Below are 15,690 nucleotides of genomic sequence, written 5' to 3' on the forward strand. Positions count from 1 at the left end.
TCACTGGAGAATCCACATGATCAAGTCGCGCGCTGCCGTTGCCTTCGAGGCCAAGAAACCCCTCGAGATCGTTGAAGTCGATGTCGCCATGCCCAAGGCCGGTGAAGTCCTGCTGCGTGTGGTTGCCTCCGGTGTCTGCCATACCGATGCCTATACGCTGTCGGGCGCGGACCCGGAAGGCATCTTCCCCTCGATCCTCGGTCACGAAGGTGGCGCGGTGGTTGAGGCGATTGGTGAGGGTGTGACCTCCGTCGCTGTCGGCGATCATGTGATCCCGCTGTACACCCCGGAATGCCGTCAGTGTAAATTCTGTCTGTCGGGCAAAACCAACCTGTGTCAGGCGATTCGCGCGACTCAGGGTAAAGGCCTGATGCCGGATGGCACTTCGCGCTTTTCCTACAAGGGCCAACCAATTTTCCACTACATGGGGACGTCGACGTTCTCCGAGTACACCGTGCTGCCGGAAATCTCCGTCGCCAAAATTCCCAAAGAAGCGCCACTGGAAAAAGTCTGCCTGCTGGGCTGCGGTGTCACCACCGGCATCGGTGCAGTTCTTAATACCGCCAAGGTAAAACCAGGTGATACCGTCGCCATTTTCGGCCTCGGCGGCATCGGCCTGTCGGCGGTGATCGGCGCTGTCAAAGCCAAGGCTGCGCGGATCATCGCCATCGACATCAACCCGGCCAAATTCGAGATCGCCAAGCAGTTGGGTGCAACCGATTGTGTGAACCCGAAAGATTTCGATCGTCCGATCCAGGAAGTCATCGTCGACATGACCGATGGCGGCGTCGACTTTTCCTTCGAGTGCATCGGCAACGTCCAATTGATGCGTGCTGCTCTTGAGTGCTGCCATAAGGGTTGGGGCGAGTCGGTGATCATCGGTGTTGCCGGTGCCGGCCAGGAAATCTCCACCCGTCCATTCCAGCTGGTGACCGGTCGCGTCTGGCGCGGTTCGGCGTTCGGTGGCGTGCGTGGCCGTACCGAGTTGCCAAGCTATGTCGAGATGGCGGAAACCGGCGAAATTCCGCTGGATACTTTCATCACCCACACGATGGGCCTGGAAGATATCAACAAGGCGTTCGACCTGATGCATGAAGGCAAGAGCATCCGTTCTGTCATCCATTTCTGAGGTCGGTCATGAGCCTGGAAAATATCTCCTGCCAGAAAAGCTTCGGCGGCTGGCACAAGCGCTATCGGCACCGCTCCGATGTGCTCGGCTGCGACATGGTGTTTGCCGTGTACCTGCCGCCGCAAGCGGAGCAGGGCGGCAAACTGCCGGTGCTGTACTGGTTGTCCGGCCTGACCTGCACCGACGAAAACTTCATGCAAAAGGCCGGCGCCATGCGCATGGCCGCCGAGCTTGGGCTGATCGTCGTTGCACCGGACACCAGCCCTCGCGGTCCCGATGTGCCGGGTGATCCGGATGGCGCCTGGGACTTCGGTCTCGGTGCCGGGTTTTATCTGAATGCCACGCAGGAACCCTGGTCCCGGCACTATCGGATGCATGACTATGTCGTGCAGGAATTGCCTGCATTGGTCGAAGCCCATTTCCCGGCCTCCGACAAACGTGGCATCAGTGGTCACTCCATGGGCGGCCACGGCGCGCTGGTCTGCGCGTTGCGTAATCCGGGACGCTATCAGTCGGTGTCGGCGTTCTCGCCGATCAACAATCCGATGGATTGCCCTTGGGGGCAGAAAGCCTTTTCCCGCTACCTGGGGGAAGACCGATCGAAATGGCGTGAGTGGGATGCCTGCGTCCTGATTGCCGAAGCGAACGAGAAGTTGCCGCTGCTGGTCGACCAAGGTGATCGCGACGATTTCCTGGCCACCCAGCTCAAGCCTGAAGCCTTGCAACAGGCCGCCAAACTGGCCGGTCATCCGCTGACGTTGCGCCTGCAACCCGGCTACGACCACAGCTATTTCTTCATCGCCAGTTTTATCGACGACCACTTGCAGCATCACGGGCGCGCTCTAAGCGCCTAATGTTCGACAAAGCAGGTAGAATCACGCCCTGACAAAAATCGGGGCGTTTTTTTATGCGTATTGGCCACGGCTATGATGTGCACCGTTTCGCTGAAGGCGATTTCATTACTCTGGGCGGCGTGCGCATTGCACACGGCTTCGGGCTGCTCGCTCACTCCGACGGTGACGTCCTGCTGCACGCCTTGAGCGATGCCTTGCTCGGCGCCGCCGCGCTGGGTGATATCGGCAAGCATTTCCCGGACACCGACCCGACATTCAAGGGCGCCGACAGCCGTGTGCTGTTGCGTCATGTCGTCGCACTGATCCACGCCAAGGGCTGGAAAGTCGGCAACGTCGATAACACCATCGTCGCCCAGGCGCCGAAAATGGCCCCGCATATCGAATCGATGCGCGCGCTGATTGCCGCGGATCTTCAAGTTGAGTTGGATCAAGTGAACGTGAAAGCTACCACCACCGAAAAGCTCGGCTTTGTCGGTCGCGAAGAAGGCATTGCCGTGCACTCCGTTGCCTTGTTGCTGCGCGCATGAACGAACTGCAATTGCTCGGCCCGCGTGCCTATGGCCAAGTCCTCGGCACCGCAGTATTGAAAGCCACGGCGGAAGATTTTCAGGTCGATGAAGTCCTCGATATCCCCCTCAGTGGCGACGGCGAACACTTGTGGATCTGGGTGGAAAAGCGCGGTCTGAATACCGAGGAAGCGGCACGGCGGATCGCCAAGGCGTCGGGCGTGCCGTTGCGCACCGTCAGTTACGCGGGCCTCAAGGATCGTCAGGCGCTGACTCGCCAGTGGTTCAGCGTGCAGCTGCCGGGCAAGGCCGATCCTGATCTGTCGGCGGCGGAAAACGATACGCTGAAGATCCTCAAGACCGGCCGGCACAAACGCAAGCTGCAGCGCGGTGCTCACTCGGCCAATGGCTTCACATTAAGACTGACGCAATTCGCTGGCGACAAAGCGGCGATCGAGGAGCGTCTGCAACTGATCGCCAAGCAAGGTGTTCCCAATTATTTCGGCGCCCAGCGTTTTGGGTTTGACGGCGGTAACGTGGTCGATGCCCGCGCGTGGGCTGCTCGCAAAGCTTTGCCGGAGCAGCGCAACGTGCGTTCGCGCCTGCTCTCTACGGCGCGCAGTTTTCTGTTTAATCAGGTGTTGGCGGCGCGTGTCGCCGATGGCAGCTGGCAGCGTGCCCAGGTTGGCGATCTGCTGGCCTTCACCGACAGTCGCAGCTTCTTTCCGGCCGGTGAGGCCGAGTGCAGCGACCCGCGTCTGGCAATTCTCGATCTGCACCCGACCGGTCCACAGTGGGGCGAAGGTGACTCGCCGGCCACGGGCGCTGTCCATGAACTGGAGCAGGCAATCGCCACTCGCGAAGCGGACTTGCGTGATTGGTTGATTAACGCCGGTATGAGCCACGAACGTCGCATCCTGCGGCTGCCCATTGGTGGGTTGACGTGGCATTATCCCGAGCCTGACATTCTGCAACTGGAATTCGTCCTCCCGGCCGGATGCTTTGCCACCGTATTGGTGCGCGAGCTCGTTGATCTGGTGCCGGTGGGGCAGACGGACAGCCCATGCGTATTCTGATTTCTAACGACGATGGGGTAACCGCACCCGGTCTTGCCGCGCTTTATGCTGCGCTGGCGGATTACACCGAATGCGTGGTTATCGCCCCGGACCAAGACAAAAGCGGCGCCAGCAGCTCGCTGACGCTCGACCGTCCGTTACACCCGCAAACCCTGGCCAACGGCTTTATCAGCCTCAATGGCACACCGACCGATTGCGTGCACCTGGGCCTCAATGGCTTGCTGGAACGCGAGCCGGACATGGTGGTTTCAGGCATCAACCTGGGCGCCAACCTGGGTGATGACGTGTTGTATTCCGGCACCGTGGCGGCGGCCCTTGAGGGGCGTTTCCTGGCCCTTCCTTCGTTCGCCTTTTCGTTGGCCTCACGGCAAGTGGAGAACCTTCCCACAGCTGCGTACTTTGCGCGCAAACTGGTAGAGGCTCACGCGGACCTTGAACTGCCACCGCGTACGGTGCTGAACGTGAACATTCCCAATTTGCCGTTGGACCACATCCGCGGTATTCAGCTGACCCGCCTCGGACATCGCGCACGTGCTGCAGCGCCGATGAAAGTGGTCGATCCGCGCGGTAAATCCGGTTACTGGATTGCGGCGGCGGGGGATGCCGAAGACGGCGGCCCGGGCACCGATTTCCATGCGGTGATGCAAGGCTATGTTTCAATCACCCCACTGCAACTGGATCGCACCTTTAATGATGCCTTCAGAAGTCTCGATGGCTGGCTGGAGGGGCTGAACTAATGGCTCGTGAGCAAGACGATATTCTGCGTCGTGGCATCGGGATGACCTCACAACGGACCCGTGAGCGCCTTATTCAGCGCCTGTATGAAGAGGGGATTTGTAACGCCAAGGTGCTGGAGGTCATTCGCCGTACTCCGCGTCACCTGTTCGTCGACGAGGCGCTGGCCCACCGTGCCTACGAAGACACGGCGCTGCCGATCGGCAATAACCAGACCATCTCGCAGCCTTATATGGTGGCTCGCATGAGCGAGTTGCTGCTCGAGGCAGGTCCACTCGACAAGGTGATGGAAATCGGCACCGGCTCGGGCTATCAGACGGCGGTGCTGTCGCAACTGGTCGAACGGGTATTTTCCGTCGAGCGCATCAAGGTTCTGCAGGACCGGGCCAAGGAACGCCTGGTGGAACTGAACCTGCGCAACGTGGTGTTTCGCTGGGGCGATGGTTGGGAAGGCTGGCCGGCGCTGGCGCCTTACAACGGCATTATCGTGACCGCGGTGGCGACCGATGTACCTCAGGCGCTGCTTGATCAATTGGCGCCGGGAGGCCGGCTGGTGATCCCGGTTGGATCGGGTGAGGTTCAACAATTGATGCTGATCATCCGGGAAGAGCAGGGCTTTTCCAGGCGTGTTCTGGGGGCTGTTCGCTTCGTCCCGTTACTCAATGGGCCGCTCGCCTGAGCATTTGTTTCAGCGCGCTGAATTCTCTTCGATTGCTCCTGTCTTACAGCGGCATCGATCAGTTAAACGGGATTCATCGTCAGGCAGCAAACGTGTGCGCGAAGCCATTTCGCTTCATTAAAGGTAAAGCCTGCACGGCCCGTTATACTTGCGACATTTCATGCCGGAACACGGCAATCCACATTTTCAGCCACCACAAAGGGAGCGGCGGGTGAGTCTCACAGTCATTGCGCAGCGAATGGGTAAAACGAGCTTTCAGCGCCTGGTGACTGGCCTTGTTTTGAGCACCTTGCTGGTCGGTTGCTCCAGCAACAAGTCGAGTGAAGTACGCGTCGTCGATCGCAACAACGCCGTCGCCCAGCGTCCGGCAGTGACCACGGGTCAATACGTCGTTCGACCTAAAGACACCTTGTTCTCCATTGCCTTTCGTTATGGCTGGGACTACAAAGCCCTCGCGGCACGCAACAACATTCCTACGCCTTATACGATCCATCCTGGTCAGACGATTCGCTTTGACGGTCGCACCGGTTCAACGCCGACGCCGGAGGCCAGCGCTACCGATTCAACGCCTTCTTCGTCGCTGAAAACCACAGTTATCCGGCGCCAGGCGAATGGCGCAACCACCAGCACAGTAGTGGTTGCACCGTCCGTCGCCAGCAAGTCGACCCCTGCTCCGATGCCTCCTGCCGGTCCGGCCCCGACCGGCTGGGGGTGGCCATCTAATGGCATTCTCATTGGTAAATTCTCTTCAAACGGCAGTTTGAATAAAGGAATTGATATCGCCGGGGATTTGGGACAGCCTGTTTTAGCTGCGTCTGATGGGACGGTGGTATACGCCGGGAGTGGCTTAAGGGGCTACGGCGAATTAGTCATCATCAAACACAGCGATACCTACGTCAGTGCCTACGGACATAACCGCAGGCTGTTGGTTCGGGAGGGGCAGCAGGTCAAGGTCGGACAGACAATTGCCGAAATGGGGTCAACGGGAACAGACCGGGTGAAGCTGCATTTTGAGATTCGCCGACAAGGTAAACCTGTAGATCCGCTGCAATTCCTGCCACGTCGTTGATCGCTTCCAGCCTGTTCCGTCGCGTAGAGGGAACAGGCTCCAGCGTTGCCAAGGATAAAGGCGCCGCTTGAGCCTGAGGTCGAACTCACCAAAGGACTATAACAATGGCTCTCAGTAAAGAAGTGCCGGAGTTTGACATCGACGATGAGGTTCTCCTGATGGAGACCGGCATCGGTACGGATTCGATGTCGAATGATGAAGGGGCTGCTCCACCTTCCGTTCGTGCCAAATCCAAACACTCCGCCACGTTAAAGCAGCACAAGTACATTGACTACACGCGTGCACTCGATGCCACGCAGCTGTACCTCAATGAGATTGGCTTTTCCCCTCTGCTGTCCCCCGAAGAAGAAGTTCATTTTGCGCGCTTGTCGCAAAGTGGAGATCCGGCTGGGCGCAAACGCATGATTGAAAGTAACCTGCGGCTGGTGGTGAAAATCGCCCGGCGTTACGTCAATCGTGGCCTGTCGCTGCTGGACCTGATCGAAGAGGGCAACCTCGGGCTTATCCGGGCAGTAGAGAAGTTCGACCCCGAACGCGGCTTCCGCTTTTCGACCTACGCGACCTGGTGGATTCGTCAGACCATCGAACGCGCGATCATGAATCAGACCCGGACCATCCGGTTGCCGATTCATGTGGTCAAAGAGCTCAACGTGTACCTGCGCGCTGCACGGGAGCTGACGCAAAAACTCGATCACGAACCCTCGCCCGAAGAAATTGCCAACCTGCTGGAAAAACCGGTGGGAGAGGTCAAGCGCATGCTCGGCCTGAACGAGCGGGTTTCTTCGGTCGACGTCTCGCTGGGCCCGGATTCGGATAAAACCCTGCTGGACACCCTTACCGATGACCGTCCAACCGATCCATGTGAACTGTTGCAGGATGACGACCTGTCCCAGAGCATCGATCAATGGCTCTCGGAGCTGACCGACAAGCAACGCGAAGTGGTGATACGCCGCTTCGGCCTGCGCGGTCACGAGAGCAGCACGCTTGAAGATGTAGGCCTGGAGATTGGCCTGACCCGGGAGCGGGTCAGACAGATTCAGGTTGAAGGCCTGAAGCGTCTTCGGGAGATTCTTGAGAAGAATGGCCTGTCGAGCGAGTCGCTGTTTCAATAAGCAATTTGCTGAGTAAGCCCTATAAAGCCCCGACTGGTTCGGGGTTTTTTATTGCCTTGGAGGCGGGCTGGGAGTTCCCTCTGCTTTGTAGTCTCTTGCTGTAAGTGTTTGCTTACTCTTTCGTAAGTATTCGCTAACTTCATGGGTAGCAGTCGTACATATTCCTACGTGAGATATGGCTAACTAATTGATTTATATGTTTATTTTTTAATATTAATTGCTTGTGACAGCCAGTTTCAGCTAGCGGGGGCGTTTGCTCTTGGTAGGGAATTCTCTAGTATCTGAACTGTGTCGACGGACAGACACACCCTTCAAGGATGAGGGGAAAGGACATCGCAGGAAGCGATTCATCAGGACGATGAAAAGGAACACAGGGAATAGGGAAAAAATGTGGGCGGGTCAGACCGCCCCTTTTTTTGCCTGCAGAAAAGCAAAAAGGCCCACAAGGGGCCTTTTTGAGAACGCGGGGGTAATCAGCGTTCGAGATCTTTGATCTTGCCTTTGACACCATCCCACTCTTCGGCATCGGGCAACGATTCTTTCTTCTCGGTGATGTTGGGCCAGATTTCCGCCAGCTCAACGTTCAGCTGAATAAATTCCTGCATGTCTTCCGGGACTTCATCTTCGGAGAAGATGGCCACGGCAGGGCACTCTGGTTCGCACAGTGCGCAGTCGATGCACTCATCCGGGTGAATCACCAGGAAGTTCGGGCCTTCGTAAAAGCAGTCCACCGGACAGACTTCTACGCAGTCGGTGTACTTGCACTTGATGCAGTTGTCGGTGACGACGAAGGTCATTTCTAATTTTCTCCTCAGGCGGCGGCAGCGGAGCCCCTTCACGTTGGGGTCGCCAGGTTTGGGAGCGATAGTCTGCTGGTCAGGCTATAAGCCAGCAGCATCCCAAACCGCGCGAGATTCTAACAGCTTGCAGGCAAGTGCGTTAGATCCGTGTCTTTAGTGTATAGAGCATTTCGAGCGCGCGACGCGGTGTCATGTCGTCCAGATCAAGTTTGGCCAGATCATCCAGCACCGGATGCGGCAGGCTGGCGAACATGTCGCTCTGCTGCGGCGCGGCCGGTTTGCCTTTGGCGGTCTTGGGAACCTCATGAGGCAGGGCGGTCGCTTCCAGCCGGCCCAGGTGTTCGCGAGCGCGCACGATCACTTCGCTCGGCACACCGGCCAATTGCGCAACCGCAAGGCCGTAGCTCTGGCTGGCAGGCCCTGGCAGCACGTGGTGCAGGAACACGATGCGTTCGTTGTGCTCGGTGGCATTAAGGTGAACGTTGGCCACCAGTGGTTGTGCCTCCGGTAGCACCGTCAGCTCGAAGTAGTGGGTGGCGAACAGCGTATAAGCCCGCAGATGCGCCAGGCGTTCGGCCGCAGCCCACGCAAGGGACAAACCGTCAAAGGTGCTGGTGCCGCGACCGACTTCGTCCATCAGCACCAGGCTGCGCTCGGTGGCGTTGTGCAGAATGTTCGCGGTTTCGCTCATTTCGACCATGAAGGTCGAGCGCCCGCCGGCCAGGTCATCGCTGGAACCGATCCGGGTAAAGATCCGGTCCACCAGAGACAACTCGCAACTCGCTGCCGGTACGAAGCTGCCGATGTGTGCCAGCAGCACGATCAGAGCGGTCTGGCGCATGTAGGTGGATTTACCGCCCATGTTCGGACCGGTGATCACCAGCATGCGGGTGTTGTCGTCGAGGCTCAGGTCGTTGGCCACGAAAGGTGTGGTCAGCACTTGCTCGACCACCGGGTGACGACCCTGGCTGATGCGCATGCACGGCTCACTGACGAAGCGCGGGCAATTCAGATCGAGGTTCAGCGCACGTTCGGCAAGGTTGCTCAGCACGTCCAGCTCGGCCAGTGCCGCGGCGGTGTCTTGCAACGGTGGCAACTGGGCGATCAAATCTTCGAGCAGCGCTTCGTAGAGCATCTTCTCGCGCGCCAGGGCGCGGCTCTTCGCTGACAGCGCCTTGTCTTCGAACGCCTTCAGTTCCGGCGTAATGAAGCGCTCGGCACCTTTCAGCGTCTGGCGACGGATATAGTCTGCCGGCGCCGACTCAGCCTGTTTGCTTGGCAACTCAATGAAGTAGCCATGAATGCGGTTGTAACCGACTTTCAAATGCGACAAGCCAGTGCGGGCCTTCTCGCGGGCTTCAAGGTCGATCAGGAACTGCCCGGCGTTTTCGCTGAGCGATTGCAGATCGTCCAGCTCGGCGTCATAACCGGTTTTCAACACGCCGCCGTCACGAATGACGGCCGGTGGGTTGTCGATGATGGCTTTTTCCAGCAGGGCCGCCAGTTCCGGGTAGGTGCCGGTGGTCTTCGCCAGTTGAATGATGTGCGGAGCTTCCAGCTCAGTCATCGCAACCTGCAACTCAGGCAGTGCACCGAGCGCATCGCGCAGGCGAGCCAGGTCACGAGGGCGGGCATTGCGCAGGCCGATCCGCGCCAGGATCCGCTCGATGTCGCCGATTTCCTTGAGCTGCGGTTGCAGTTTCTCGAAGCGGTAACCGTCGAGCAGGCAGGTAATCGAGGTCTGGCGCGCCAGCAATACGGTCAGATCCCGCAGCGGACGGTTCAGCCAGCGGGTCAGCAGACGGCTGCCCATGGCGGTCTGGCAGCGGTCGACCACCGATTGCAACGTGTTGTCGCGACCGCCAGCGAGGTTGGTGTCCAGTTCCAGGTTGCGACGGCTCGCGCCGTCCAGCACCACGGTGTCGTCCAGGCGTTCATGGCGCAGGCTGCGTAAATGGGGCAGAGCGGTGCGCTGGGTTTCCTTGGCATAGCTGAGCAGGCAGCCCGCGGCGCCGATGGCCAAGGTCAGGTTCTCGCAGCCGAAACCTTTCAGGTCTTGGGTGGAAAACTGCTGGCAAAGACTTTTCAGCGCCGAATCACGCTCGAAATCCCACGGCGCACGGCGACGAACCCCACGACGTTTCTCCGCCGGCAGATCCTTCGGCCAGTCGTCCGGGATCATCAGCTCTACCGGATTGACCCGCTCCAGTTCTGCCAGCAGGTTTTCCCAGCCCTTGATCTCCAGCACGGTGAAGTTGCCGCTGGTGATATCCAGCACCGCCAGGCCGAACAGACGCTCGTCACCCAGCACCGCCGCGATCAGGTTGTCCCGACGCTCATCCAGCAGCGCTTCGTCGCTGACCGTACCCGGCGTGATGATCCGCACCACCTGACGATCCACCGGGCCCTTGCTGGTCGCCGGGTCGCCGACCTGCTCACAGATCACCACCGACTCGCCGAGCTTGACCAGTTTCGCCAGGTAACCTTCCGCGGCGTGGTAAGGAATCCCACACATCGGAATCGCCTGACCCGCCGACTGCCCACGGGCGGTCAGGGTGATGTCCAGCAATTTGGCGGCCTTCTTCGCGTCTTCATAGAAGATTTCGTAGAAGTCGCCCATGCGGTAGAACATCAGCTGGTCTGGGTGCTGGTTTTTCAGGCGCCAGTACTGCTGCATCATTGGCGTGTGGGAGGACAGATCGGAGAGCGCTTTATTCATCGGATAATCAGGCAAATTCGTTGAAAGGTGTAGGGCAAAGGAGGGGCATCGGCCCGGCTTTTCCGCGATGGGCGCAAGGTTAACATGGGCGGTCCACCCGACGCAGGCATGAAAGCCCTGCGATGCATTTCTTCTGTCTATGCACGACTTATGCGCTGTTTATGCAATTTGGCATTTGTCTTCCGCGAAAAGAACAAGCACTATGCGCTTTATGCAAAAACGCAATGTTTCTACCGTCTTAAGAGCGCTGCTCGATCAGCACGGGATCTCCCCCACGGAGCTTCACCGTCGCACCGGCGTGCCTCAATCCACTCTCTCGCGGATCCTTAGCGGGAAGATCGTCGATCCCTCGGATAAACACATCTCGAAGATCGCCGAGTACTTCGCCGTGAGCACCGACCAGTTGCGGGGCCGTGCGGATGTCGCGCCGGCAGCCAGCACCGGGCGCGATCAATTGCATTCGGAACTCAAGGACATAAGTCTGTGGGACGACGATACGCCCGTCGATGATGACGAGGTATCAGTCCCCTTTCTTCGCGAGGTTGAATTGGCTGCTGGATCAGGAAGGTTCGTCATCGAAGAGAGCGAGCGCTCTAGCCTGCGCTTCGGCAAGCGGAGTCTGCGCCACAACGGCGTTCAGTTCGACCAGGCCAAATGCGTGACGGTGCGCGGCAACAGTATGTTGCCGGTACTGCGCGACGGCGCCACCGTCGGCGTTAATGCCGGCAAGTGCGGAATCGGCGATATCGTCGATGGCGACCTTTATGCCATTAATCACAACGGCCAGCTGCGGGTGAAACAGCTTTATCGCCTGCCTACCGGGATACGCCTGCGCAGCTTCAATCGCGATGAACATCCAGACGAGGACTACACCTTCCAGGAAATCCAGGAAGAGCAGATTGTCATCCTCGGTCACGTCTTCTGGTGGGGCATGTACGCCCGTTAACCTCACCGCTGTCAGATGAAACCCGCCACTGAGCGGGTTTTTTTTCGCCTGCCAAAAACCTCCAACGCCTTTGCCTGCGGGTCTTTCATGCATCTATGCATTTAAGATGCATAAATAAATGCATTTACGCATTGACTGTATATGCATCCATGCATATTCTTTGTCTCAAGCAGCTCAAAAGCAGCTCGAAACGAAGCTCTTTAGTTCCACCACAAAGGCAGCGATGAACCGGCCTCAACGGTTCAGAGGGTTGGCAACTGACCCGGGTGTGCAGCGTAAAGCACCACAAGCAGTTATCCGGCGGGCAGGGACCGCGGTCGGAAAAACAATTTGAATCGATCCGTACCGCGCCAGTAGCGCCGAAAGATCAACGCGAAGGACCGCATTACTGAAAAGCCCGGCAAGCGCCGGGCTTTTTGGAATGCCTACCTACCGTCAGGCAACTCAAGAGACACCGTTTGAAAGACACACATCACTCATCAATCACCCCCCGGAGGCGTGACATGACAAACGAGCAACAAGCGTTGCTGGACATGCCGATCTGGCTCGTCATCGTCCTCGCCCTGGTGGGCGGGGTGTCCGGCGAAATGTGGCGCGCTGACAAGGAGGGCGCCCGAGGCTGGTCTTTGCTGCGGCGCCTGGCCTTGCGATCCGGGGCCTGCATGGTCTGCGGGGTCTCGGCCATCATGCTGCTGTATGCCGCCGGCGTGTCGATCTGGACGGCTTGCGCGTTCGGTTGCCTGACGGCGATGGCCGGGGCAGACGTTGCTATTGGCCTTTATGAACGCTGGGCGGCCAAGCGGATTGGCGTTTGTGAATTGCCACCGCGAGATACCCGCCAGGACCACTGAACACAAAGCCCAATGGAATGGCGAGCAGCGGTGCCGACCGGCATCCGACCCGCAAGGACGCGGGTTTCCCAAGGCCAGTACCTTTCACTCAAGCCCGCCAACAAGCGGGTTTTTTATTGCCCGGTGAAAACACCATGAAGATCACCCCCCTGATTGCTCAACTGCGCGATCACTGCCCAACCCTCGCCGGTCGCGTGGCTGCCGGCATCGATCTCGAAACACTGCAAGCCAGTGCCCCGCTTTCAACTCCTTGCGCCTACGTGGTGCCGATTAGCGATCTGGCGGGCGCAAACGCGGCGCAAAACGCTACCTGTCAGACCATTCGCGACCGCTTCGAAGTGACCCTGGTGCTTGACACCACCGACGCTACAAAAGCGCTGGATCTGTTGCACGACCTGCGGGCCGAACTGTGGCGGGCGCTGGTGGGTTTCAAGCCCGGTAGCGACTACAGCGCCATCGCCTACGACGGCGGCGAACAGGTTTCCATCAACAGCAACCGCGTGCTGTATCGCTTGCGCTTTTTTGCCGAGTTCCAGCTCGGCCGCAATCTGCCTGGTCAGCCTGCGGAGAGCTGGCACGAACGTGAACTGGACGGCTTGTCGTCCTTTACCGGGGTCACCGTGCAGGTCGATGCGATCGATCCGGCGGACCCCAATCTGAAACGCCCAGGCCCCGACGGACGCCTGGAACTGACTTTCTCTGGAGACGTAACCCCATGAGCAAACGCATCACCGTGCTGCCGGCCCCAGGCCGCGCCGTGCCCGACCCGGAAGCGGGCGATCTGTTGCCCCTCGAGGGCCGTGAAGTGCCGGACAACGCCTGGTGGCGTCGGCGTCTGGCCGATGGCGATATCACTACCAAAGCCGTGAAAGCGGCGAAAGCACAGGGAGCCAAATAATGGCGATCGGATTCAGCAATATCCCCGCGGACATTCGTGTTCCGCTGTTCTACGCAGAAATGGACAATTCGGCCGCCAATAGCGCGTCGTCGGCGATGCGCCGTTTGATCGTCGCTCAGGTCAACGACAACATTGCGCCGGCCGAGGTTGGCAAACTGGTGTTGGTGTCCAGCGTGGCGCTGGCCAAAAGCCTTGGCGGCCAGGGCTCGATGCTCGCCTCGATGTATGAAACCTGGCGCAAAACTGACCCGATCGGCGAGATCTGGTGCCTGCCGCTGCACAACACTGTAGGCAGCATCGCCAAGGGCGTGTTGACCCTGACCGGTGCCGCGACTCAAAGTGGCGTGCTCAACCTGTACGTCGGCGGCGTTCGTGTTCAAGCGGCCATCGTCAACGGCGCCACGGCAGCTCATGCGGCTACCGCACTGGCGCTGAAAATCAACGCCTCGGCAGATCTGCCGGTCAGCGCTGCAGCCGTAGAAGGCATCGTGACCCTGAGCGCCAAATGGACTGGCGACAGCGGTAATGACATCAGCCTGCAATTCAATCGCCTGGGCAAGAGCAACGGCGAAGAGACGCCGGCCGGCCTGACTACGGCCATCACCGCCATGACCGGCGGTGCCGGTGTGCCGGATCAGGTCGCTGCGGTAGCGGCGCTGGGCGATGAACCGTTCGAGTTCATCTGCATGCCATTCTCGGATCTGAGCACCCTCAACACCTGGCAAGCCGTCATGGATGACAGCACCGGTCGTTGGTCGTGGGCCAAGCAATTGTTCGGTCATGTCTACAGCGCCAAGCGCGGCACTATTGGTACTTTGGTCGCTGCCGGCCAGGCGCGTAATGACCAGCACATGACCCTTCAGGCGCTGGAACCAGGCGTACCGCAACCCTTCTGGGTTCAGGCCGCCGCACTCGCTGCGCGCACGTCGGTGTTCATCTCCGCCGACGCCAGCCGTCCGACCCAAAGCGGTAGCCTGCCAGGTCTCGACCCGGCACCCGCCAGTGAGCGTTTCACCCTGACCGAGCGTCAGTCGCTGCTCAACTACGGGATCGCCACCGCGTACTACGAAGGCGGCTACGTGCGCATTCAGCGTTCGATTACCACCTATCAGAAGAACGCCTACGGCCAGGCAGACAATTCCTACCTGGACAGCGAAACCATGCACCAGTCGGCCTTCATCGTGCGTCGTCTGCAAAGCGTGATCACGAGCAAATACGGTCGCCACAAACTGGCCTCTGACGGCACCCGTTTCGGCGCCGGCCAGCCGATCGTGACCCCGAGCACGATTCGCGGCGAGCTGATCGCTCAGTACGCCAAGCTCGAGCTGGAAGGCCACGTCGAAAACGCCGAGTTGTTTGCCGAGCACTTGATCGTCGAGCGCGACGTGCAGGACCCAAGCCGGGTCAACGTGCTGTTCCCGCCGGATTACATCAACGGCCTGCGCGTGTTCGCGCTGCTCAACCAATTCCGTCTGCAGTACGACGACGCAGCCTGATCGCTGCCTTTGACTGTGTGATTTCAGCCCACCTCGCGTGGGCTTTTTATTTGAAGGGAGTAACACCATGGGTCAACTGATTGCGGGCACCTGCTACGTCAAAGTGGACGGCGCTCAACTGACTATCAATGGCGGCTGCGAAGCGCCGTTGATGGCTGTGAAACGGGAAACCGTCGTACCGGGTTTCTACAAGGAAACCGACATTTCCCCGTCGTTCAAAGTGACGGCGCTGCACACCGCGGACTTCCCGCTCAAGCAACTGATCGCGGGCGCCGACATGACCGTCACCTGCGAATTCAGCAACGGCAAAGTCTACGTACTGGCTGGCGCTTACTTGGTTGAAGAACCTGTCTCCAAAGGTGATGACGCCACCATCGAACTGAAATTCGAAGGCATCAAGGGGACCTGGCAATGACTGGCGCCGTAAAGCTTCAGGTTGCGATCGAAGCTCACGGCGAGCCCTTGACCGAACTCAACCTGCGCCGCCCAACGGTGCAGGAAGTTCGAGCGATCAAGGCGCTGCCGTACAAGATCGACAAGAGCGAAGAAGTCAGCCTCGACATGGACGTCGCGGCCAAATACATCGCGGTGTGCGCCGGCATCCCGCCGTCGTCGGTCAACCAGTTGGACCTGGCTGACCTCAACGCGCTGAGCTGGGCTGTCGCGAGTTTTTTCATGAGTGCGGCGTCGGAGCCATCACCGACCTGATTTCAGTCGCCTATGACCTGGCCTGGTTCTGGAAGGTTGACCCCGAACAGATGATGGCCAGGCCACTGGATGTGCTCCGCGAATCACTGGAGCACGCGCAACGGATCAATGC

At 59.2% G+C, this 15,690-nt stretch carries 17 protein-coding genes; 15 read left to right on the forward strand and 2 right to left on the reverse strand.

The features are described from left to right. Positions 1 to 16 precede the first annotated feature (16 nt). The 8 genes from VD17_RS15635 to rpoS all read left to right on the forward strand — a co-directional run bounded on the left by VD17_RS15635 (position 17) and on the right by rpoS (position 7,160). Entirely contained in the window at positions 17 to 1,129 is a 1,113-nt protein-coding gene (locus tag VD17_RS15635) for an S-(hydroxymethyl)glutathione dehydrogenase/class III alcohol dehydrogenase (protein WP_033059912.1), read from the forward strand. An 8-nt stretch (positions 1,130 to 1,137) separates the two neighbouring features. After that, entirely contained in the window at positions 1,138 to 1,983 is an 846-nt protein-coding gene (gene fghA / locus VD17_RS15640; RefSeq protein ID WP_046054580.1) for an S-formylglutathione hydrolase, read from the forward strand. A gap of 53 nt (positions 1,984 to 2,036) precedes the next feature. Next, on the forward strand, positions 2,037 to 2,510 hold the full coding sequence (gene ispF / locus VD17_RS15645) for a 2-C-methyl-D-erythritol 2,4-cyclodiphosphate synthase (protein ID WP_010462780.1): 474 nt from the start codon (positions 2,037 to 2,039) through the stop codon (positions 2,508 to 2,510). After that, complete coding sequence (gene truD, locus VD17_RS15650; protein ID WP_046054581.1) at positions 2,507 to 3,565, forward strand: tRNA pseudouridine(13) synthase TruD; 1,059 nt, start codon at positions 2,507 to 2,509, stop codon at positions 3,563 to 3,565. The genes ispF and truD overlap by 4 nt, the downstream gene beginning before the upstream one ends. After that, on the forward strand, positions 3,553 to 4,302 hold the full coding sequence (surE, locus tag VD17_RS15655; protein WP_033059906.1) for a 5'/3'-nucleotidase SurE: 750 nt from the start codon (positions 3,553 to 3,555) through the stop codon (positions 4,300 to 4,302). Before truD ends, surE begins: the two co-directional genes overlap by 13 nt. Before the next feature lie 41 nt (positions 4,303 to 4,343). Then, a complete protein-coding gene (locus tag VD17_RS15660; protein ID WP_177327881.1) occupies positions 4,344 to 4,979 on the forward strand; it encodes a protein-L-isoaspartate(D-aspartate) O-methyltransferase in 636 nt (211 codons plus the stop codon). A 211-nt stretch (positions 4,980 to 5,190) separates the two neighbouring features. Continuing rightward, positions 5,191 to 6,048: a peptidoglycan DD-metalloendopeptidase family protein gene (locus VD17_RS15665; protein ID WP_046054582.1), complete on the forward strand. Its 858-nt coding sequence runs from the start codon at positions 5,191 to 5,193 to the stop codon at positions 6,046 to 6,048. 104 nt (positions 6,049 to 6,152) lie between these two features. Then, complete coding sequence (gene rpoS / locus VD17_RS15670; protein ID WP_033059902.1) at positions 6,153 to 7,160, forward strand: RNA polymerase sigma factor RpoS; 1,008 nt, start codon at positions 6,153 to 6,155, stop codon at positions 7,158 to 7,160. A 473-nt stretch (positions 7,161 to 7,633) separates the two neighbouring features. Here rpoS and fdxA read toward each other — a convergent pair whose 3' ends face one another. Continuing rightward, the gene (fdxA, locus tag VD17_RS15675; RefSeq protein ID WP_003222178.1) at positions 7,634 to 7,957 is read right to left on the reverse strand and encodes a ferredoxin FdxA; all 324 of its coding nucleotides are present in this window, start codon (positions 7,955 to 7,957) and stop codon (positions 7,634 to 7,636) included. Positions 7,958 to 8,099: 142 nt separating this feature from the next. Next, positions 8,100 to 10,679: a DNA mismatch repair protein MutS gene (gene mutS / locus VD17_RS15680; RefSeq protein WP_046054583.1), complete on the reverse strand. Its 2,580-nt coding sequence runs from the start codon at positions 10,677 to 10,679 to the stop codon at positions 8,100 to 8,102. A gap of 211 nt (positions 10,680 to 10,890) precedes the next feature. Between mutS and VD17_RS15685 the strand changes: the two genes are divergently transcribed. From VD17_RS15685 to VD17_RS15715, 7 genes are all read left to right on the forward strand, one after another. Further along, entirely contained in the window at positions 10,891 to 11,625 is a 735-nt protein-coding gene (locus tag VD17_RS15685; RefSeq protein WP_033053549.1) for a LexA family transcriptional regulator, read from the forward strand. Positions 11,626 to 12,128: 503 nt separating this feature from the next. Beyond that, a complete protein-coding gene (locus VD17_RS15690; protein WP_046054584.1) occupies positions 12,129 to 12,476 on the forward strand; it encodes a phage holin family protein in 348 nt (115 codons plus the stop codon). Between the two features lie 134 nt (positions 12,477 to 12,610). Further along, the gene (locus tag VD17_RS15695) at positions 12,611 to 13,195 is read left to right on the forward strand and encodes a phage tail terminator protein (protein WP_046054622.1); all 585 of its coding nucleotides are present in this window, start codon (positions 12,611 to 12,613) and stop codon (positions 13,193 to 13,195) included. Further along, the gene (locus tag VD17_RS15700; RefSeq protein WP_046054585.1) at positions 13,192 to 13,374 is read left to right on the forward strand and encodes a DUF2635 domain-containing protein; all 183 of its coding nucleotides are present in this window, start codon (positions 13,192 to 13,194) and stop codon (positions 13,372 to 13,374) included. Before VD17_RS15695 ends, VD17_RS15700 begins: the two co-directional genes overlap by 4 nt. Further along, positions 13,374 to 14,870, forward strand: a complete 1,497-nt coding sequence (locus VD17_RS15705; protein ID WP_046054586.1) for a phage tail sheath subtilisin-like domain-containing protein — start codon at positions 13,374 to 13,376, stop codon at positions 14,868 to 14,870. Before VD17_RS15700 ends, VD17_RS15705 begins: the two co-directional genes overlap by 1 nt. 67 nt (positions 14,871 to 14,937) lie before the next feature. Next, the gene (locus VD17_RS15710) at positions 14,938 to 15,285 is read left to right on the forward strand and encodes a phage tail tube protein (RefSeq protein ID WP_046054587.1); all 348 of its coding nucleotides are present in this window, start codon (positions 14,938 to 14,940) and stop codon (positions 15,283 to 15,285) included. Then, positions 15,282 to 15,578, forward strand: coding sequence for a phage tail assembly protein (locus VD17_RS15715; RefSeq protein ID WP_046054588.1), 297 nt, complete (start codon positions 15,282 to 15,284; stop codon positions 15,576 to 15,578). Before VD17_RS15710 ends, VD17_RS15715 begins: the two co-directional genes overlap by 4 nt. The last annotated feature ends 112 nt before the right edge of the window (positions 15,579 to 15,690 follow it).

This window comes from Pseudomonas fluorescens (genome assembly GCF_000968015.1).
Taxonomy (GTDB): domain Bacteria; phylum Pseudomonadota; class Gammaproteobacteria; order Pseudomonadales; family Pseudomonadaceae; genus Aquipseudomonas; species Aquipseudomonas fluorescens_W.